Annotated in this window: 9 protein-coding genes and 1 pseudogene; 5 read left to right on the top strand and 5 right to left on the bottom strand. The window is 63.6% G+C overall.

Annotated features, from left to right (window positions below; all coding sequences use genetic code 11):
- Positions 1–81: 81 nt before the first annotated feature.
- On the bottom strand, positions 82–7,011 hold the full coding sequence (locus Pan44_RS18880; protein WP_197453465.1) for an Ig-like domain-containing protein: 6,930 nt from the start codon (positions 7,009–7,011) through the stop codon (positions 82–84).
- 778 nt (positions 7,012–7,789) lie between these two features.
- On the opposite strand from Pan44_RS18880, the gene Pan44_RS28360 reads away from it, so the two are divergent.
- From Pan44_RS28360 to Pan44_RS27960, 3 genes are all read left to right on the top strand, one after another.
- Complete coding sequence (locus Pan44_RS28360) at positions 7,790–8,140, top strand: IS630 transposase-related protein (protein WP_145032195.1); 351 nt, start codon at positions 7,790–7,792, stop codon at positions 8,138–8,140.
- Positions 8,088–8,891, top strand: coding sequence for an IS630 family transposase (locus Pan44_RS18870; protein ID WP_145032192.1), 804 nt, complete (start codon positions 8,088–8,090; stop codon positions 8,889–8,891). Before Pan44_RS28360 ends, Pan44_RS18870 begins: the two co-directional genes overlap by 53 nt.
- Before the next feature lie 178 nt (positions 8,892–9,069).
- The gene (locus Pan44_RS27960; RefSeq protein WP_231754098.1) at positions 9,070–9,723 is read left to right on the top strand and encodes a hypothetical protein; all 654 of its coding nucleotides are present in this window, start codon (positions 9,070–9,072) and stop codon (positions 9,721–9,723) included.
- Between the two features lie 41 nt (positions 9,724–9,764).
- On the opposite strand, the pseudogene Pan44_RS27955 reads toward Pan44_RS27960, so the two are convergent.
- Positions 9,765–9,848: pseudogene (locus tag Pan44_RS27955) on the bottom strand (hypothetical protein); the annotation flags it as partial.
- Positions 9,849–9,859: 11 nt separating this feature from the next.
- Positions 9,860–10,018 carry a hypothetical protein gene (locus Pan44_RS27480; protein WP_197453464.1) on the bottom strand — a complete coding sequence of 53 codons (159 nt, stop codon included), beginning with the start codon at positions 10,016–10,018 and terminating at the stop codon, positions 9,860–9,862.
- Positions 10,019–10,439: 421 nt separating this feature from the next.
- Here Pan44_RS27480 and Pan44_RS18860 point away from each other — a divergent pair, with 421 nt between their 5' ends.
- Positions 10,440–12,905, top strand: a complete 2,466-nt coding sequence (locus Pan44_RS18860) for a hypothetical protein (RefSeq protein ID WP_145032189.1) — start codon at positions 10,440–10,442, stop codon at positions 12,903–12,905.
- On the opposite strand, the gene Pan44_RS18855 is transcribed toward Pan44_RS18860, so the two are convergent.
- Entirely contained in the window at positions 12,867–13,442 is a 576-nt protein-coding gene (locus Pan44_RS18855; RefSeq protein WP_197453463.1) for a hypothetical protein, read from the bottom strand. The two genes, Pan44_RS18860 and Pan44_RS18855, sit on opposite strands and share 39 nt — an antisense overlap.
- 201 nt (positions 13,443–13,643) lie before the next feature.
- Here Pan44_RS18855 and Pan44_RS18850 point away from each other — a divergent pair, with 201 nt between their 5' ends.
- Positions 13,644–15,956, top strand: coding sequence for a hypothetical protein (locus tag Pan44_RS18850; RefSeq protein WP_145032182.1), 2,313 nt, complete (start codon positions 13,644–13,646; stop codon positions 15,954–15,956).
- 1,005 nt (positions 15,957–16,961) lie between these two features.
- Here Pan44_RS18850 and Pan44_RS18845 read toward each other — a convergent pair.
- Positions 16,962–18,713, bottom strand: coding sequence for a response regulator (locus Pan44_RS18845; protein WP_145032179.1), 1,752 nt, complete (start codon positions 18,711–18,713; stop codon positions 16,962–16,964).
- Between the last annotated feature and the right edge of the window lie 22 nt (positions 18,714–18,735).

Here is an 18,735-nt window from a genome sequence, read left to right as displayed (position 1 = left end):
GACCTGCTGACGAGCGTCATGAAGCTCGTCAGCAGGTTTGAGCATCGGAAAAGCGGCCTACAAATGGACTGCGGCCGACAACTATGCGACGACGATTTCAAACGTCTGTTCCTTCCAGAGCCCCAGGCCGTTCTGGTCCGTCGCACGAATCCGGATCTCATAGGTGCCTGCCGCAAGCGGTGAGGCCGTTTTGAGCTCGTTTCCGTCGATGGAAAAAGCTGCGTTGTCGCCGTCGCCAGGCCCGGGCATCAAGGAGTAAGTGAATGCGTCACCGATATCAGGATCGTTGGCGCTCAACATGCCAACGATCGCTCCGGGAGGGAGATTCTCGGGCACTGAAGTTTCAGAGAGCACGATGTCGGTCGGAGCGTCGTTCACTGGCGTGACCGTGCCGTTGACAGTTCCCGTCGCGGTGCCGCCCTGGCCGTCCTGGAGGACGTAGGTGAACGACACCGGGCCGTTGAAGTTGAGGATTGGCGTGAACGTCAACGTGCTGTTGAGGTTCAGGCTGACCGTTCCCTTGCCCGGAATCATCACCGGGGAGCCGAACGCGATCGGTTGTCCGTTGACCTGGGTGATGGAGAAGGTGTTTCCATCGACGTCGGTGTCGTTGGCCAGGACGTTGATCGCGACGGATCCTTCCTCGGCGACGGTGAAGTTGTCGTCTCCCGCCACCGGGGCGTCGTTGACCGAGGTGATCGTCACCGTGATCGTCCCCGTTGCGGTACCTCCCTGGCCATCCGAGATGGTGTAAGTGATGGGAGGAACCGGGCCGTTGTAGTTCAACGCGGGTTCGAAGGTGAAATCGCCGGTCGCCGTGAGGATGAACGCGCCGACTCCGCCGATGTTGACGACGCTACCGGGAGCAAACGAGGACGAATTGACCGTGACGTTCGTGACGACCTTGGTCGCACCTGCGTCGGCGTCGGTATCGTTGGTCAACACGTTGCCCGTCACCGAGCCGTCCTCGAGGACGGTGTAAGAATCGGCGACCGCGATGGGGGCGTCGTTCTTGCCGGTGATGGAGACCGTCAGTGTGGCCGTCGTCCTGGCCCCGAACTCATCGGTGACCGTATAGGTGAAGACATCGCTGACGACCTGCCCGGCCGTCAATGCCTGCACGGCGGCCGATGAGTTGTTGAGTGTGTAGGTGTAAGAGCCGTCTGAATTCAGCACGAGCGTGCCGTAGTTTCCTGCGCCGCCACCCGTCGTGGTGAGAACGTGCCCTGCATCGACATCACTATCGTTCGTGAGCACGTTGCCGTTGGCAATCGCCGGGCCATCTTCTTCGACCGCTGTGGCCGTGTCATTGACGGCCACCGGCCGGTCGTTGGCGCCCCTGATCGTGACGGTCACCGTCACCGTGTCGCTCTCGCCATGCTCGTCGGTCACCGTGGCCGTGAAGACCTCGGTCGCCGTCTGGCCCTCGGTCAGCGTGTTGGCCGCCACCTGATCCAGCGTGTAGGTCCACTCGCCCGTCACCTCGTCGATGTCGATCACGCCATAGACCGGCGTGGCGTCCGTCTTGGCGATCGACCAGGTCAGCACCGCGCCCGTGTCGACGTCGGTCGCGTCCAGGTCGCCGCCCGCCACCGGGACCAGCCCCTCCGCCTGATCCCAGGCCAGCGACGTGTTCACGTCCCCCTGGTAACCGCCGAACCACGGGCGATTGTCGGAGAGGTCCAGCAGATCATGGACGTCCATCAGATCCCGCAGGTCGTCATACGCCGCCTGGCCGCTGGGCAGCATCTTGTCCCTGAGACCGACGTCGTTCAGGTTCCCCAGGAGGTTGTCGTGCAGCGACTGCAGACGCTGCGGCAGCGTGTCCGGATCGGCGCCGTCCGCCTCGTACTTGGCCACCACGTCCAGGAGCGGCTTGCCGCCCGTCCGGAGGTAGAGCGCGTATTCCACGCCGAGGCGGGCGCCCATCTCGTTGATCAGGTTGTTGTTGTAGCTGTAGTTGTCGTCGACATAGTCCCACACCGTGGCGATCGCATCGGCCAGGCTGGCCTGCGGACCGATCTCGGCCTGCACCAGCGGCAGCAGCGCGGCCATGTCCACGCCGCTCACCAGGTTCGCCAGCAGGAACGCGTCGATGTTGACGTGCGGCTCGAAGTGGTTGGGAGGCGTCGACTCATCGGCCTCCACCGCGTCCACGACGCCATTCTCGAACAGCGTGACGGCCACCGGACCGGTGCTGATCACCGGCGCGTCGTTCGTGCCGGTGATGGAGACCGTCAGTGTGGCCGTGGTGACCGCGCCCGACTCATCCACGATCTGGTAGGTGAAGATGTCGGTCGCCGGTTCATCCTGGGCCAGCGTGTCGGCCAGGTCGGCCGCATACGTGTACGTGCCGTCGGCATTCAGGGTCAGCGTGCCATACTCGCCCTCCACGGACGTCCCGGCCGCCGTGAACGGACCGGCTCCGGTCCCGGCCTTCACGCCCGAGACCGCCAGACTGTCGCCCGTGTCCACATCACTGTCATTGGTCAGCACATCGCCCGGGACGGACGGACCGTCCTCGACCGCTGTGGCCGTGTCATTGACGGCCACCGGCCGGTCGTTGGCGCCCCTGATCGTGACGGTCACCGTCACCGTGTCGCTCTCGCCATGCTCGTCGGTCACCGTGGCCGTGAAGACCTCGGTCGCCGTCTGGCCCTCGGTCAGCGTGTTGGCCGCCACCTGATCCAGCGTGTAGGTCCACTCGCCCGTCACCTCGTCGATGTCGATCACGCCATAGACCGGCGTGGCGTCCGTCTTGGCGATCGACCAGGTCAGCACCGCGCCCGTGTCGACGTCGGTCGCGTCCAGGTCGCCGCCCGCCACCGGGACCAGCCCCTCCGCCTGATCCCAGGCCAGCGACGTGTTCACGTCCCCCTGGTAACCGCCGAACCACGGGCGATTGTCGGAGAGGTCCAGCAGATCATGGACGTCCATCAGATCCCGCAGGTCGTCATACGCCGCCTGGCCGCTGGGCAGCATCTTGTCCCTGAGACCGACGTCGTTCAGGTTCCCCAGGAGGTTGTCGTGCAGCGACTGCAGACGCTGCGGCAGCGTGTCCGGATCGGCGCCGTCCGCCTCGTACTTGGCCACCACGTCCAGGAGCGGCTTGCCGCCCGTCCGGAGGTAGAGCGCGTATTCCACGCCGAGGCGGGCGCCCATCTCGTTGATCAGGTTGTTGTTGTAGCTGTAGTTGTCGTCGACATAGTCCCACACCGTGGCGATCGCATCGGCCAGGCTGGCCTGCGGACCGATCTCGGCCTGCACCAGCGGCAGCAGCGCGGCCATGTCCACGCCGCTCACCAGGTTCGCCAGCAGGAACGCGTCGATGTTGACGTGCGGCTCGAAGTGGTTGGGAGGCGTCGACTCATCGGCCTCCACCGCGTCCACGACGCCATTCTCGAACAGCGTGACGGCCACCGGACCGGTGCTGATCACCGGCGCGTCGTTCGTGCCGGTGATGGAGACCGTCAGTGTGGCCGTGGTGACCGCGCCCGACTCATCCACGATCTGGTAGGTGAAGATGTCGGTCGCCGGTTCATCCTGGGCCAGCGTGTCGGCCAGGTCGGCCGCATACGTGTACGTGCCGTCGGCATTCAGGGTCAGCGTGCCATACTCGCCCTCCACGGACGTCCCGGCCGCCGTGAACGGACCGGCTCCGGTCCCGGCCTTCACGCCCGAGACCGCCAGACTGTCGCCCGTGTCCACATCACTGTCATTGGTCAGCACATCGCCCGGGACGGACGGACCGTCCTCGACCGCTGTGGCCGTGTCATTGACGGCCACCGGAGCGTCGTTCGAACCGGTGATCGTCACGGTGAGAGTGGCTGTGGCCGTTGCCCCTGACTCGTCCACGATCTGGTAGGTGAACACGTCCTCGGCCGTCTGGCCCACTGCCAGCGTGTCGGCCAGAGCCAGATCGGCCGCATAGACGTAATTGCCGTCCGCCTGGAGGGTCAGCGTGCCGTATGTCCCCGTGACCGATGCGCCGGCCGCCGCGAACGGACCGGCTCCAGTCCCGGCCTTCGCGCCTGAAGCCAGCAGGCTGTCGCCCGTGTCCACATCGCTGTCATTGATCAGCACATTGCCGGCCGTCGACAAGTCTTCGACAACCGTGGCCGTGTCCGCCCCTGCCACTGGCGCGTCGTTTACGGGCGTGACCGTGCCGGTCACAGTGCCGGTTGCCACTCCACCGCTGCCGTCCGAGACGGTGTACGTGAACGAGACGGGGCCGTTGAAGTTGAGTGCCGGGGCGAACGTGATGCCGCCGCTGATGTTCAGCGTCGCCGTGCCAATGCCACCCGGGAGTGTGACCGGGACATTGAAGACGGCTGGCAAGCCGCTGATGTGAGTGACTGTCAGCGTGTTCCCATCGACATCAGTGTCGTTCGCCAGCACCGGAATCGAGACCGAACCCTCTTCAGCAACTGTGAAGGAGTCGGGGACTGCAACGGGATTGTCGTTCACCGATGTAATGGTGATGTTGACGACGGCCGTATCGCTTCCGCCGTGCCCATCCGACACCGTGTAAGTGATGGCCGGAACGGTCCCGTGGAAATTCGGATTCGGAGTGAACGTCAGATCGCCGTTTGTGGCGATGAAGATGGTTCCAGCTCCAATAATGCTGATCGGCGTGTTCGGGCTGAATGAGACGCTGTTGATCTCGATTGCTGTCACGGACAGAACGTCGCCCGCGTCGACATCGGTGTCGTTTGACAGGACATTGCCGGTTACGGGCAGCCCGTCTTCCAGGCCGTTAAACGAATCGTCCACTCCCAGCGGCGCATCGTTCACCGGTGCGACCGTGATGGCGACGGTATCCGAGTCTGACAATTCGGAGTCCGTGGTCGTCATTGTCAGATTGAATGACACGGAATTGAAGTTGGCGGCCGGACCATAAACCAGCGTCGCCAGGGCCGCGTTGATCTGAGCAGCGGTTCCGGTCAGTGTCAGCGTGGCCGTGCCGTTCCCTGCAACGACGCCGGGAGCGCCGGTGGCGGTCAAGGCGCCAGCGCCCACGGGAATCGAGACTGTCGTTGTCAGGGTGGCGCTATCGACGTCAACGATCGAGAGACCGGAGATTGAGAGCGGGGTGTCCTCTACGGTGGACAGTGGCCCTGGAACCGTCTGCACGGGGCCATCGTTCACCGGCGTCACGTTGATCGTGACCTCAGCGATGTCGCTCAGGCTGCCATCCGACACCGTATAAGTGATGGATGGAACCGCTCCGCTGAAGTTCGTGGCGGGTGCGAACGTCAAATCGCCCGAATCACTCACACTCAGTGTGCCGACTCCCGTGATCGTCGCACTGTCGCCAGGCGCGTAGGCCACACCGTCAAACGTGAAGCCCGTGACCGTCAGCGAATCGAGATCCTGATCACTGTCATTCGACAGCACGTTCGCGGAGAGAGAGCCTTCCTCGAGAAGCGAGTAGGAGTCATCGGCTGCCACCGGGGCGTCGTTGACGTTCTCGATGGTGACGGTGAACGTCTTGAGGAAGGTCAGGCCACCCTGGTCGGCGACCTGGACGGTGACGTCGTAGCTGGATCCGGCCTCGAAATCGAGGGCTGCGACCGTGCGCAACTGGTTGCCTACGACCTGGAATCGGCCTCCCGCGTCGTCGGTGAGCGTGAAGGTCAGGGTGGGAGCAGCGTCGGGATCGGTTCCGGTGAGGGTGCCGACGAGGGCATTGGCCGCGTTCTCTGCGACCGAGTTATTGGACAGGGCGATGTCCGTCGGAGCTTCGTTGACGTTCTCGACGGTGACGGTGAACGTCTTGAGGAAGGTCAGGCCATCCTGGTCGGCGACCTGGACGGTGACGTCGTAGCTGGATCCGGCCTCGAAATCGAGGGCTGCGACCGTGCGCAACTGGTTGCCTACGACCTGGAATCGGCCTCCCGCGTCGTCGGTGAGCGTGAAGGTCAGGGTGGGAGCAGCGTCGGGATCGGTTCCGGTGAGGGTGCCGACGAGGGCATTGGCCGCGTTCTCTGCGACCGAGTTATTGGACAGGGCGATGTCCGTCGGAGCTTCGTTGACGTTCTCGACGGTGACGGTGAACGTCTTGAGGAAGGTCAGGCCATCCTGGTCGGCGACCTGGACGGTGACGTCGTAGCTGGATCCGGCCTCGAAATCGAGGGCTGCGACCGTGCGCAACTGGTTGCCTACGACCTGGAATCGGCCTCCCGCGTCGTCGGTGAGCGTGAAGGTCAGGGTGGGAGCAGCGTCGGGATCGGTTCCGGTGAGGGTGCCGACGAGGGCATTGGCCGCGTTCTCTGCGACCGAGTTATTGGACAGGGCGATGTCCGTCGGAGCTTCGTTGACGTTCTCGACGGTGATGGTGAACGTCTTGAGGAAGGTCAGGCCATCCTGGTCGGCGACCTGGACCTGCACCGTGTAGCTGGCCGCGGATTCGAAATCGAAGCTCGCGGCGGTCTTCAGAGTCGTCCCGTCGACTGTGAAGAGGGCGTTATCGCCGACACCAGCAGGGAGTGTGTACGTGAACGTCTGACCGACGTCCGGATCACTTGCGCTGAGTGTGCCGACTGCGGCGCCGCTGGCCGAATTTTCGGGAATCAACGCATTCGACAGGCCGATGTCGAGCGGCGCATCATTGCCATTCGGTGGCAACAACGTGTTGAAGACCGATTGAATGGCGGTGTAGTCCGCGAACGTGACCAGCCCGTCACCGGTCGCATCGCCGGGTCCATAGACCCCGGGGAACGTGTTGAAGTGGCTCTGAACGGTGGTGTAGTCGTTGAACGTGACGGCCCCGCTGCCGTCGACGTCACCCGTCAGCTTGTGGAATTCAAAGGCATGGATCCGGCCGAGGTTCGGCGCAACGCCGGAGGCCGAAAGTTCGGCCGTGTAGTGACCGTTGGGGAGCGTGATCCCCGCGAGATTCCACGTGACGGAGGATGTGCCGTTTCCGGTCAGAGTCGCCGTGGAAATGTCGACGACATTTCCCGTCGTGCGATTCGTCAGCTTCAGAGACGCCGCGGAGGAAATCGTCACATTCTGATCAAAATTGATCGTAATTGTGTGAATTGCCGACCGGTTCGCATTTGATGAGCTACCGTTAATGACGTTACCCGTCACCTCAGGCACGGATGCGGACAGAAGCGTCCTCGCCTCAAGCATTTGCGGCGGGCAGTGAAGAAGTCCCCGCGGGAGCCGACGAGCCCTGCGGCGGCGCACAAACTGAGGCCTGACCTTCAGAAACCGACCTCGTCTCCAGACTGACGTTCCCGTCCGCAGAAGTTTCCGACGAAAATACGAACGGATGGAAGTCAGCCAAGTGCGGAGCATGGGCGTGCAAACCGATAGTGGTCGGAGACGAAGTGCCGAATTGCAGAAACGAAGCGGTCAACTCAAAAGCGCATCGATGCCCGCCGGGCCCGGTTGACATCAGAAAACATGCACATTCGCGCGCCGTGTGACCCCACGACGACGTGAACAAGTGATGCAGATTGCCGCAGTCTTGTGCACGCCCGGACCGCTGTCCAGTCGGCGGTCGGTGGAAATACGCGGAGACTGCGGAAAAGTTCTGGCCTCAAAAGTCGTCGAAAGACGGCCTGTCTGTGCTCTCGAAACGACAGGCCGGGACGCTGAGCCAAGAGGCTTCGGGGCACTCGCGACCGGGGCGAAATCGAACATCGCTGGTGGCCCGGTGCACGGTCGCCGCGTCAATCGCGGGAGTGCAGAAGCGAACTAACGCACTTCCACAGTTGCTTTTCAGAGGGATGACTGGGGAAAGGCATTCTCAAGTGGTTGGCTCCATCAAGGAAGAGTCATGCCTACCCCCTACTCAATGGATTTGAGGCGCCGCGTCGTGGCCGAAGTCGACCGCGGCTCTCCGCCGGCCGAAGTCGCCCGGCGATTTCAGGTCACTGAACGAACCATCTGGAACTGGCTCGCGCTTCGCAAAGAGACTGGCCAGATCACTCCCCGGCAGGGAGATGTCGGCCCGGAGTGCGTTCTGGAACCGCATCGGGAGCGGATTTTCAAAAGCGTCCAGGACGCCCCCGGCCTGACGCTCGCCCAAAGGCAACGCCAACTCGGTCTGCCGGGCTGCGCGACCACTCTGTGGAATGCGCTTCGGCGCTGGGGAATCACTCTCAAAAAAAGTGCTCAAAGCTGCTGAACAACAGCGGCCGGATGTGGCTCAGAAGCGCCGCTGGTGGAACATCCTGGTGCAGTCGAAAGCCTGTCGCCGTCTGGTGTTCTTCGACGAAACCGGGGCCGACACGAAGATGACACGGCGCTATGGCTGGGGACCCAAATCAAGCCGTGTTGTGGACCGCGTCCCTCAAGGGCATTGGAAAACGACGACGTTCGCAGCGGCTCTCCGGGCCGGCGGAGTGATTGCTCCCTTCGTGCTGGATGGTCCGATGGATGGGGAATGCTTTCTGGCTTACGTCCGTCAGTTCCTGATCCCGGCGCTGGAGCCGGGAGACCTGGTGGTGATGGACAACCTCAGCAGCCACAAGCAGAGCGGGGTGGGAAACGCGATTCGATCGGCCGGAGCCGAGGTGTACTACCTGCCCCCGTGCTCACCGAATCTCAACCCGATCGAGAAGATGTTCTCGCAGTTCAAGGCCCTGTTGCAGACGAGCGCGGAACACAAGCTACTTCTTCCAGCGATCGAACGTCTGCTCGCTGGTGCCGAGCTTACGTTTCAGCTCGACGACGGACGTGCCCGCTTCCTGCTTCCCCCCGACATGCGTGATCGGCTCTTCAGCGAATTGCTTCTTCCCGATGAGATCCTGCTCCTTCTTCGGTGCGAGATCGGTCAAAAATCGAACACCCGCTGTGCATTTAGGAAACGGGGTGAAGGTCAGCCAGACATACCAGCCGCCCCGCTTGGGAGTGGACTGGTCTTCATTATTCCTTAACAGACCCACAAGTTGAGCATGGCGTTCGGTGGGGTGGATTGGGATATTCGATGTTGGGCAGGAGGGCGGGAATCTTCTCAAGGAGAGCTACTGGGCGGGGCTGACTCCCAGTCGGTCCACAAGGGCATGCGATCTTGGTTTCGATGGGGCTTGACTTTCTTGAGAAGGGCATCGAGTGATGTTCAAGGTCTACGCGCTGGGGATTGCCCTGGCTTGGTGCGGTGCGGCGAGGGCGGATGTCATCTTCATGAACGACATCGTCGGCATTTCGCCTGCCGATCAGAACTCCTTTACGAGCGGGCAGGTCGTTCACACCGGTCTCGTCGTTTCCGGGATCGGTCGCGGTCCAGGCCTTTCGCCGACGGGGAATCCTCAAAACAGCTATGCAGTGACCGGATGGAGCCGCGACATTTCGCCCGATGATTATTTCGCCTTCACGATCGCGCCCAACGACGGGTGTAAGGTTGATTACAGCAGCTTTTCATTCACGGGCGACCGCTTCAGGTTTGGTCCGGATGCCGTGACGTTTCGTTCCAGCCTGGACAGCTTTGGCGCCGACATTGGGACAGCTCCCTGGCAAGGGGGAGTCATTCACCTCGATCTGCCAGAGTTTCAGGACGTCGTCGCTCCAATTGAATTCCGGTTCTATGCCCATGGCGGGGCCCAAACCACCGGCGGTTATGCGCTGATGGACTTCGCGTTCAGCGGGACGGTGAGTGAGATCAGCGCCGTTCCCGAGCCATCGTCGATGCTCTTGACCTTCATTCCCCTCGCAGCCGGATTCAGATGCATGTGCCGACGGCGCCGGGCGGCCCACCGGACAGGAGCTTGAGCATCCAGAGCCGTTTGAACCATCTGACGTCCGAGTTCTGGTTTGGTGGCGAAGACCACGTCCTCGGGGATGTACGCGACGCGTCGGAGGTGAGCGTCCTCGGCCCATTCTCTTGGGAGATGCAGGTCCCAATCGATCAGCGGTCGTCACGAACGGCATCGACTCTCCAGGTGGCGCGGGCGATAAACTGCTGGACATTCCTGGGCGATTCGTCGCCGGCGAATTCGGCGACCTGCCAGTCATTCTTGCGTGGAGCGGCGGCAGGGAAGCCCTTGAGAGAGAGGGCCGTTCGCACTCGAACTTTCGGGCGTTGGAATCGTGCATTGATCCGGTTCGTCACCGCGGCCAGTTCCTCGTCCCAGTCGGCGACAGCCTGTGCTCAAACCATCCCTGCGGATCCCCTGTTCTCCGGACAGGGGATGGTCAAAAAAACAGCGACTCCAATAGAAGTGGAACTTTAATATGAAGACTTGAAGCGATTAAATGCAGGGAGGCCTGTGGCTCGCTAGTGCATAGGCTCTGGGGTCTGTAAGTCTTGATTTAGAAACGTGTTGTGCTGTGAGTGGTTCGTTTTGGAGAGCAGTTCCGTCGCCGATTGACGCAACGGGCTTTATAAGAGGAGTTCGACAATTCGTAATTCCGCTTTGACTTTCGCAGGATGTTCGCGAGCATGATATCGAATTTGATCGCTTGGTAAGGGCCGCAGGAGGCAGCCTGTGTGTAATGACGGACCTGGGGACGCGATCCCGCACTCGGCCGAGACGGGGATCGATGGCACATCGTTGCCCGCAGATGGCGACGGCGACCTGCTTAAACGGGCTGAATGCTCGCAGCAGCATCGTCCAAAGCATGGCGATCATTCGGCAGCTTACCCGCCAGCGGCATCGATCTCGGCAGTTCCGTACCGGTGGCCGAAAGTCCGCCGGGCGCTGGCAGCGCCGTTCGAGAACGCCCGTGAAGCTACTGTGATTGCCCAGCTGCGATCCGTCAGTGAACCCGAGCAACTAGAACTTCTCGATGCTCGGCAGTCATCAACCATTGAGCGCGCCCGCCTGCTGGCGGTCGCCGCGGCGCTGAACGGGCGAACGTTGCCCGAAACCATCACCTGTCTGAACCGGCTTGTTCCCCGGGAGAGTGCCTGGACTGCCGCCAGGGTCCAGGTCTTGTGGGGGAGTCGGCGCAGTCTCGGAATCGGCCGCGAGCGAGCCGGTGACCAACCTGACGCCGCTTGGGAGTGGACTTTTCGATCCGGCAGGCAGCAAGTCAGCCAGGCTGAATGGTCGGTACTGCGGCACAGTCTGCGCGAGGCAAAACTGACGGGTGACCATCCTCTTGCGATCAGATTCGCGTGCTGCGGGGCGACGCTGGCCATTCCCAGTCCGCGGCGCCTGCCCGACAGCTGTCCCCACTGCGAATCCTGGCTCCGGAAGTCGTCCCTGAAGCCGGCCTCGTCAATGACCGCGGCTGAGGTGTGTCTCGAGTTCGCGATCGCGGAGGCGCTTCGTGGCGGCGACTTGGTCGCGTTCTACCGCGCGGTCTTTCCCAATCCTGACGATGGCTCCGAATCCTTACCGGCGGAGTCCACGTCCCGAGAACTGGCACTGCCGCGGGCGCGACAGGCGCTCTGGCAATCGCTGAAGGACTGCCGCCAGAATCTATCCACCGATCCCGAGCGAAACATGGTCCGCGCCTGCGAAAATCGGTTGGCCGAGGCGGTCTCACGCCATCGGCGAGCGCTGGCCCCGTCGCTGGCCGACTTTGTCAAGAGGATCAGTCATCTCGCCAGCCGCTTGGACAGGAACTTAAGTGATCGTTCGCTCCTTGCCGCCGTCCTGGGTCGCCAAAAGGTCACCTTGACCGTGTCACCCGATGGGAAAGGGGGGCGGTTCGGGCCCATCCCGCTTGAGATCGATCCCGTCGGGATCTGCAGGCTGGTCGGCGTCGATGTTCAGTGTGCCTCGGGACTGCGTCGGCGGCTCGTCAGTGTGCCATGCCGGATCTGGGCCACTCTCGACGGCGACCGTCTGTCCAACGTTGTCGCGATGAACGTCGATCGGCTGTCGGCTATGGGCCGAGGCCCCGACGAGATCGCTACCGAACTGGGCGCGTCGCCATCAGCTGTCGTCGCAGCCCTGCACGGGACAGATGCCCAGTGCGAGACCGAACGGACATTCTCGGGCTTTGCAGCAGGCGGTCCGCTGGCCAATGCGGACCGTCAATCAAAAGGCCCTGCGAGATCGTCACCCGGGCTGGAGTCGAGGCCGATCCTTGCGGCGCTCAAAGACCTGGTCACGAATTACTGCCGAGGGCTGCCCCTTCACGCAACCGAGCCAGAGTTGGGATTCCGGTTGCCACCGCTAATACCGAAACGGCCGCACACGGCCGCCCAGCCCAGTCAGCGTGAGCCGCCAGGCCCAACGAAGCTGGCGGCGTCCTGGCTGGCAGAGACGGAACTGCCGCTGACGCCACGGCAATCTCTGTTGACCGGCGAGACCAGTCATGGCGGAATTCGTCGTCATGTTGACCGGCGCTTTCGTACTGTCCTCAGGGCGGTCGATGACGGCGAGTGGCTGCCTTCGTCCGCAGATGCTGTCGTCCTGCGTCGCGTCGCGTCTGTGCTGAGGGCCATTGAGTGCGGGCGAGCTGATCGTCACTGGCCCGAATACCGGGCGCTCCAGCTTCGCTCGCACCCTGTGCTGCGCGTCATCGTGGATGCTCGACTGACTGTCAGGGATTCTCCCGGCGCACTGGCAACGTCGATCGGCCTTTCGGCCGACGTGATCGAAATCTACCAGTTCCTGTTTCTGGATCCGGCTTCCCCAGGTGGATACGCGGACGCGCCACCTGCCTATGCAGAGGCTGATCAAAGCCCGTTCCGCATCAAAACTTACTTGAGCGAGATCGTCACCTCCGAGGGCCGAGCAGGGCTGCATGAGGCTCTGCAGCACCTGCATCTCGCCGCGCCGACGATCGTCCCGTTCCAGTCGTTCGAGACACCGTTGACGCGGGAACATCACCTGGAACGTGAGTTCCGCTGGGTCCTGCATCGTCTCGGGAGCGATGCGGCCGCCGTCCGGCAGGTGAAAACGCTGTACCAGCGGTTTGCTGTTCAAAAGCAGAAAAGTCTCGCTCGAACGGCCCAGTCAGGTCGCCGCAAATCCGTCTCGTCCGAACACCATTGAGCACTCCTTGGGAGCATCATCATGGAGGATTCCGTCGAACAGACGGGGATGTGGGGTCACCGCGGCCTGACTCATGGGCAACTGTTCCAGCCACTCCCCGAACTGCCCCGTGTGGGCGTCCGGACCGGTGCCGCCTTTACGGAAGTCGGGCCAGGCTTCGAGAGCCCGTCGACGGATCAACACGTTAATTCTCTTCCGTCGTCGGAACTCATCAGGCGTGGGCGCCTGCGGGGGCTCCCGCGGGACTTTGTCGATCTGTCGCGGCCTTACGGCCCTGACGAGCCCGAACTGCGCTGTCCCCGGTGCAGGACGTGCCTCAACGATCGCCCGGTCCCCGAAGACAGCGTCACTCAGCCCGCGGTCCTCGCGATCGGACGCCCGTTTCGTTGTCCGGTCTGTCGGCACGAGCTGATCCTTCGATTGTTCGGCGTTCCAGGGAAGGCCGTTGAATGGCGCGTCCTGGAGGACCTGCAGTTCCGGCCAGGCGTACTGATCCACCCGCGCTTCCCCGAAGTGGTGATCGCGAATCTGCAGCATGGCTTCCTGTGCGGCGCCCCGCTGTCGGAACTTGCCGCGCGAGAATCGGCCCGCCTTGAGGGACGGCCCGAACGCCAACGGCGCCGCGCCGTCAGTCTCCTCTTCCGAAAGTCGGGCGCGGGTGTGTATCGACTCCCGGCCTCGATGACGGAGCCGCAAGGGCCCCGAGTCTTCCGAATCGCCCGCTTGCGATTTGCGCAGATGTCGATCCTGCGAGCCATCCGCCGGAAATGCGCCGGGCTGGCCTACCTTTCGCCGGACGGAGGCTGGAGGGCCGGGCCACGGCAGCCGATCAGGCTCTTTCACGATCAGGTCCCCCAGCACTGCGGTCACTGCGGCGGCAAAACCCGAATCGAGTCGAGCGGCACGGGTTTCCGCGTCACCTGCGGACACCGCCGGGTCACGACGCCCTGCGTAAACAGCTCGACCCGGAACGTGATCGGCATCAATCGCGCCCTGACGTTGTGGATCATCGGCCTCTTAAGAGATCGTTCCTGGGTAGACGGCCTGTTCCAGACCGCGATCCTCGGCCTGAAGCCGTCTCTGCCAGCCGACTTTGACTACGAACGTTTCCGCAGCCGGGTCCTCCCCGAGGATTTCCTCGCCCTTCCGGATGAGGGCAATCCTTCGCCGCCGCCGCCGCCGCCCGGAGCTGCCTCTGGGGAGCCGTTCACGGCGCCGATCTTTCAGACGTGGGTGAAGGAACTGGAGGCGGTGTTCGCCGAAGAAGCCAACCCTGCGCTGCGTCGCATGCGCAGCAAGCTGCTGGAGCGGGCTCAGGGGAGCGCGATTCTCAAACGCCGGATGGAGCGCATGCCCGTCTGCTCGGAGTTCATCCGGAACGCCGCGGCGTTATCGGATGTCATCGAGCGCGACCAGCTGCCCCCCGACCGGTTGTCGCGGATCATCGAGTCGATCGTGTTCCGCAGCGCGCCTGACGATCGAAGGCCTGGCGGCGCGTGGATTGCCGAAGTGCGTCTGAATCTGGGCCAACTCGCGATGCTGATCGAGCCCCGGGGCATGACCGCCGGCATGCGCGGCGCGAGTTGGATCGACGATCCCCGGACCGTCCCGCTTGATCGTCCCGCGTTGAGCGAACGCCTCCAGCAGCGAATCGTCGACCTGTTCCAGGGGCAAATGACTCAGCGCCAGGTTGCGGACGCCCTGGGTGTGTCGCAGGCCCTTGTCGCAGGCGTGCTGGATCGCGCCCCTCCGGAGAATCCCGCCGCAACCCCGCTTGCTGAACGCCGGCGTCAGATTGACGCCCAGCATGCGGCCCGCCTCGTGGAGCGCCACTCACGGGATCACGGTTTTGCGATGGCGAACGACTCCCGGACGGAGCGAGGTGACCAGGCACGCCGAAAGCACATTCAAACGATGGTGTCGGATGTTCTGAACGGCAGTGAGCCACTGCTGCACCTGGCCCCGCCACGCTTCGCCGCGGCGATCACCGGCTGCGACGATCCGGATCTCGATCTTCCTGAGCATCGGCCCGACCCAAAGCGGGGCCAGATTCTTGATGCAGTCGACGAGCCTGCGGGCATGCACTCCGGAATGGGCGGGCCTCGCGTGCCCGAGGACGACTGGCAGGTGCTCATCTCGAGTCCCGGTTCCGATCCCCGTCCTGCGCCGACCCCAGCCAATCTCGACACGTGGGCCCGGGAAGGCCTGCAGCACATTCGCCGGAGCCAATGGCCGGACTTCCTGAGAATAGCCGAGCCCGATTTCCTGTTGCAGGTGGCCCTCGACTGCCATGACCGTGGTGCTCCGATTCCGGGCAGCGTCGGCCCCCATGCCTTGATGGTGCGGGATGCCGTCCGCGCGCTGCAGTCGTACGACCGTGGGCAAATCGCGTTTGCCTGTCCGCTGGGAGGCGCGCTCTGGCTTCGCGGACTGGGTTCCGTTGAGACGCTGCTCACCGAAGCGCGGATTCTGGCGGGACAGCCTTCGTCCATCCTGGAAACCGCGCTCGGCTATCCCGCGGCCTGGTTCGACACCTACCGTGTTCTTCTGTTCTCGATTCCTCCGGCCGTCATCGATGTGTCCCAAATCGCTGCGGCGGGGCTGACGCCATTCGAGAGTCTGCGGCACCTCCTGCTCAATGTCGCAGGGCAGGGCCCCGAGCGGCTGGAACGGTTTGCCGCGGCGCTTGTCCGACTGGGACATTTGCGCGGCAGGCAGCGTTTTCAGATCCCGTGTCCGATGCTCGGGCGCGCGGAACTGGCCAACTACGAGATCTTTTTCCAGAGTTGCTGGCTGAGGCCCACTGAAGAGAACGCGAGATTTGTGGTCCGCCAGCGCGAACGGCTTGAACGTTACCAGCACAAGCGGCGTCTGAAGCAACGAGATTCCAGGATGACGGCCGGCCCAGGTCCGGATCTGGATGCCGCCGCCGCGATGCTGGAGGCGACGTTCGATCGCAAAGGGCCAGCTCAGGGCAAAGAGAAATCGGCCGGGGCCAGTGCTCCGTGCCAGCCCGGGGATTCGCGCCCGCTAAAGAGGTACAGTTCCTGAATTCCGCTCCCGCGGGGCGACCTGCAACAAGGACGCGACGGAACGGCGAAGCCCGGCGTCGCACGCATCGATGCGCCGTGAAGTCGTCCCGGATGAACGCGGCATCGGCGCGCGCTTTGGACATGAAGCAGACGGAAGGGTCGCGGTCTGAACTTCGCGTCCGATTCGCGAGACTCTTTTCACTTCCAGCGCTCCCCCGGAGTGAGATGAACGTCCCCCGACCTCGCGGCGTGCCGCAGGTTCTCGATCGGAGGGACGTTCCCCGGCTGAGCCGGGACGCTGCTGATGGTGGGACGTCCCCGCAGGGCGCTGCGGCGTCTGGCCGCGATTCATCGTCTGCGCTGCGGTCCTCAATCCACATCGCGCGGCGCGTTCCGAGCCATTCCGGGAATGGACGTCTTGTATGCGGGACGACTGTCATCGGGCGTGATCGAATCACCGACGTTTTGCAGTCATCCGTCGATCACTCGGCCTCGCGCCACCCTGCACAGGACATTGAGAGAGAATCACGGATGAATGGGGAAGATGGCGAGACTCCTTGTTGGGTGCGACGAGATTCGTGTCGATGCTGTACGCAGCTTTGGCGCCTCCGTCGTGCCCCTATTTATCCCATTTTGCCGTGTTGGGATCTCCTTTTTGGCAGTCTGTCACTGGGAGTCATCACTGTCGCGCTGGTGGTGAGCTGCTTGTGAGTGCCGGTGATGACAGTCAGCGGAGCACTTTGAGCCGCCAAGAGCTGCCGCTTCGGCTCCCGGATCGCCGGGCCGCGTTTGGCGTTTTCTCAATCGCGATCGGTTCACGAATCTCGTTGTCGACAACCCGTCGGCGGAGGACGCCCCTGCCTGTTGAGCCGCGCAGTGGCCCGCGTGATGCCGTCTGATGGGGATGGAGGTGGGGCTTTTGGCGCGCTCGCGGCCGACGACGTGGCCTCGATGGGAACGCCCTCACGCCGCTGGCTCTCAAAGTCCAAATGCGGGGCAGCCCGGGCGTTCGTCTCGCGGCGCCTCAGCTGACCGCCGCGCGGGATGCAGGCTTCTCGTGGTCAGAAGCGATTTCCCGGGTCAGCTGCCGGAAGTCATCAAGAGAGACGGGCTTCACGAGATGCGACTGGAAGCCGGCTTCGATCGCACGCCGCCGGTCCTCGGGCTGGCCGTAGCCCGTCATCGCGACGAGCCGGGTCGCTTTGAGCGCCGGGATGGCGGAGATCCGGCGGGCCAGTTCGTAGCCATCGAGTCCAGGCAGACCAATGTCGACGAGGGCGACATCGGGACGGGCGCGTTCGATGATCTCGATTCCCGACGGTCCGTCAGAAGCGATCCAGACGTCGTGACCGAGCTTGCGGATCAGTTCGACGACCGTGCTGCGGATGTCGTCGTTGTCTTCGATGACCACGAAACGCAGGGCCCGGGGACCGGGACCATCGGAGGACTGTGCGCTGAACAGTTTGACGGGCGACTCGGCCGAGACCCGCGGGGCGGCCAATGGGATGTGGACCGTGAACTCGGTCCCCTGGTTTTCGCCCCGGCTGTTGACGGCGACCCGGCCGCGATGGAGTTCCACCAGGTTCCTGACCATCGTGAGGCCGATTCCCAGCCCGCTGGAGGGGCGGGAATGGTTCGCCTTGAGCTGCACAAAGGGTTCGAAGACGTCGTCCAGCCGTTCTTCGGGAATCCCGATGCCCGAGTCGCGGACCTGGATCCGGGCGTGGCCCTCGTCCCGATCGGCGGCAATCTCGATCCGGCCGCGAGGGGGCGTGAACTTGGCCGCATTTCCGAGGAGGTTGATCAGGACCTGGTGCAGACGCGTCGGATCCGCGTCGATGGCGATGGGAGTCTCCGGAAGACGGACCGTGACCTCGCGTCCGTCGCGGGTGAGGTCGGACGCGGCGTTCTGAACCGCTTCCTTGATGGCCCGGCCGACATCGACCATCTCGAGGTGCAGCTCGATCTTGCCGCGGGTGATGCGGGAGACGTCGAGGAGGTCGCGGAGCAGGGAGGTCATGTGCTGCGCCTGCCGGGCGATGACTTCGCGGGCCTGTTCCGAGGCGGGATCCCCGTCGTCGCACAGCTGAAGGAGTTCGGCGCCGCTGACGATGGAGGCCAGGGGGTTTCTCAGCTCATGGGCCAGGATGGCGAGGAAGTCGTCGCGTCGGCGGACGCCCTCTTCCGCGGCCGCCAGGAGACGGATGCGATCCTGCGCGACGGATTCGCGCTGCGCGATTTCGGCCGCCAGCGTGGCATTGAGTTCCTGAAGCTCGCGGGTCCGCTCGGCGACTCGTTCCTCGAGTTCTTCGGCCTGGCATTTGACTTCGGCCGTCCTCAGAGCGAGGTCGACAAACACCGAGGCCTTGGCCAGCAGGACCTCCGGCAGGACGGGGGTGTGGATGTAGTCGACCGCGCCCAGGGAGTAGCCGCGGGCGACGTGGGTTTCGGTTTCGTCGTAGGCCGTGACGAAGATGATGGGCGTCTGGCGGGATTTCGGACGGCTGCGAATGAGGGAGGCGGTCTCGAACCCGTCCATCCCGGGCATGTTGACGTCCATCAGGATGAGGGCGAAATCATGCTGGAGGCACTGGCGCAGCGCCTCACGGCCCGAGTTGGCCCGGATCAGCTCCTGTCCGAGTTCCGCGAGGAGCGTTTCCAGGACGAGGAGCTGGTCGGGATGATCATCGACGAGCAGCAGCTTGACGCGCGGCGCGATCGGGGCCGCCGGGCGGGGCGGAGTGGCGTCGTCAATGGCGGACACGGTGTCGCCCACGGGTCAGGTTCCAGTCAGGGTC

Source organism: Caulifigura coniformis, assembly GCF_007745175.1.
Classification (GTDB): domain Bacteria; phylum Planctomycetota; class Planctomycetia; order Planctomycetales; family Planctomycetaceae; genus Caulifigura; species Caulifigura coniformis.
Note: the sequence above shows the minus strand (reverse complement) of the source record. Positions and strands in the feature narration are given on the sequence as shown.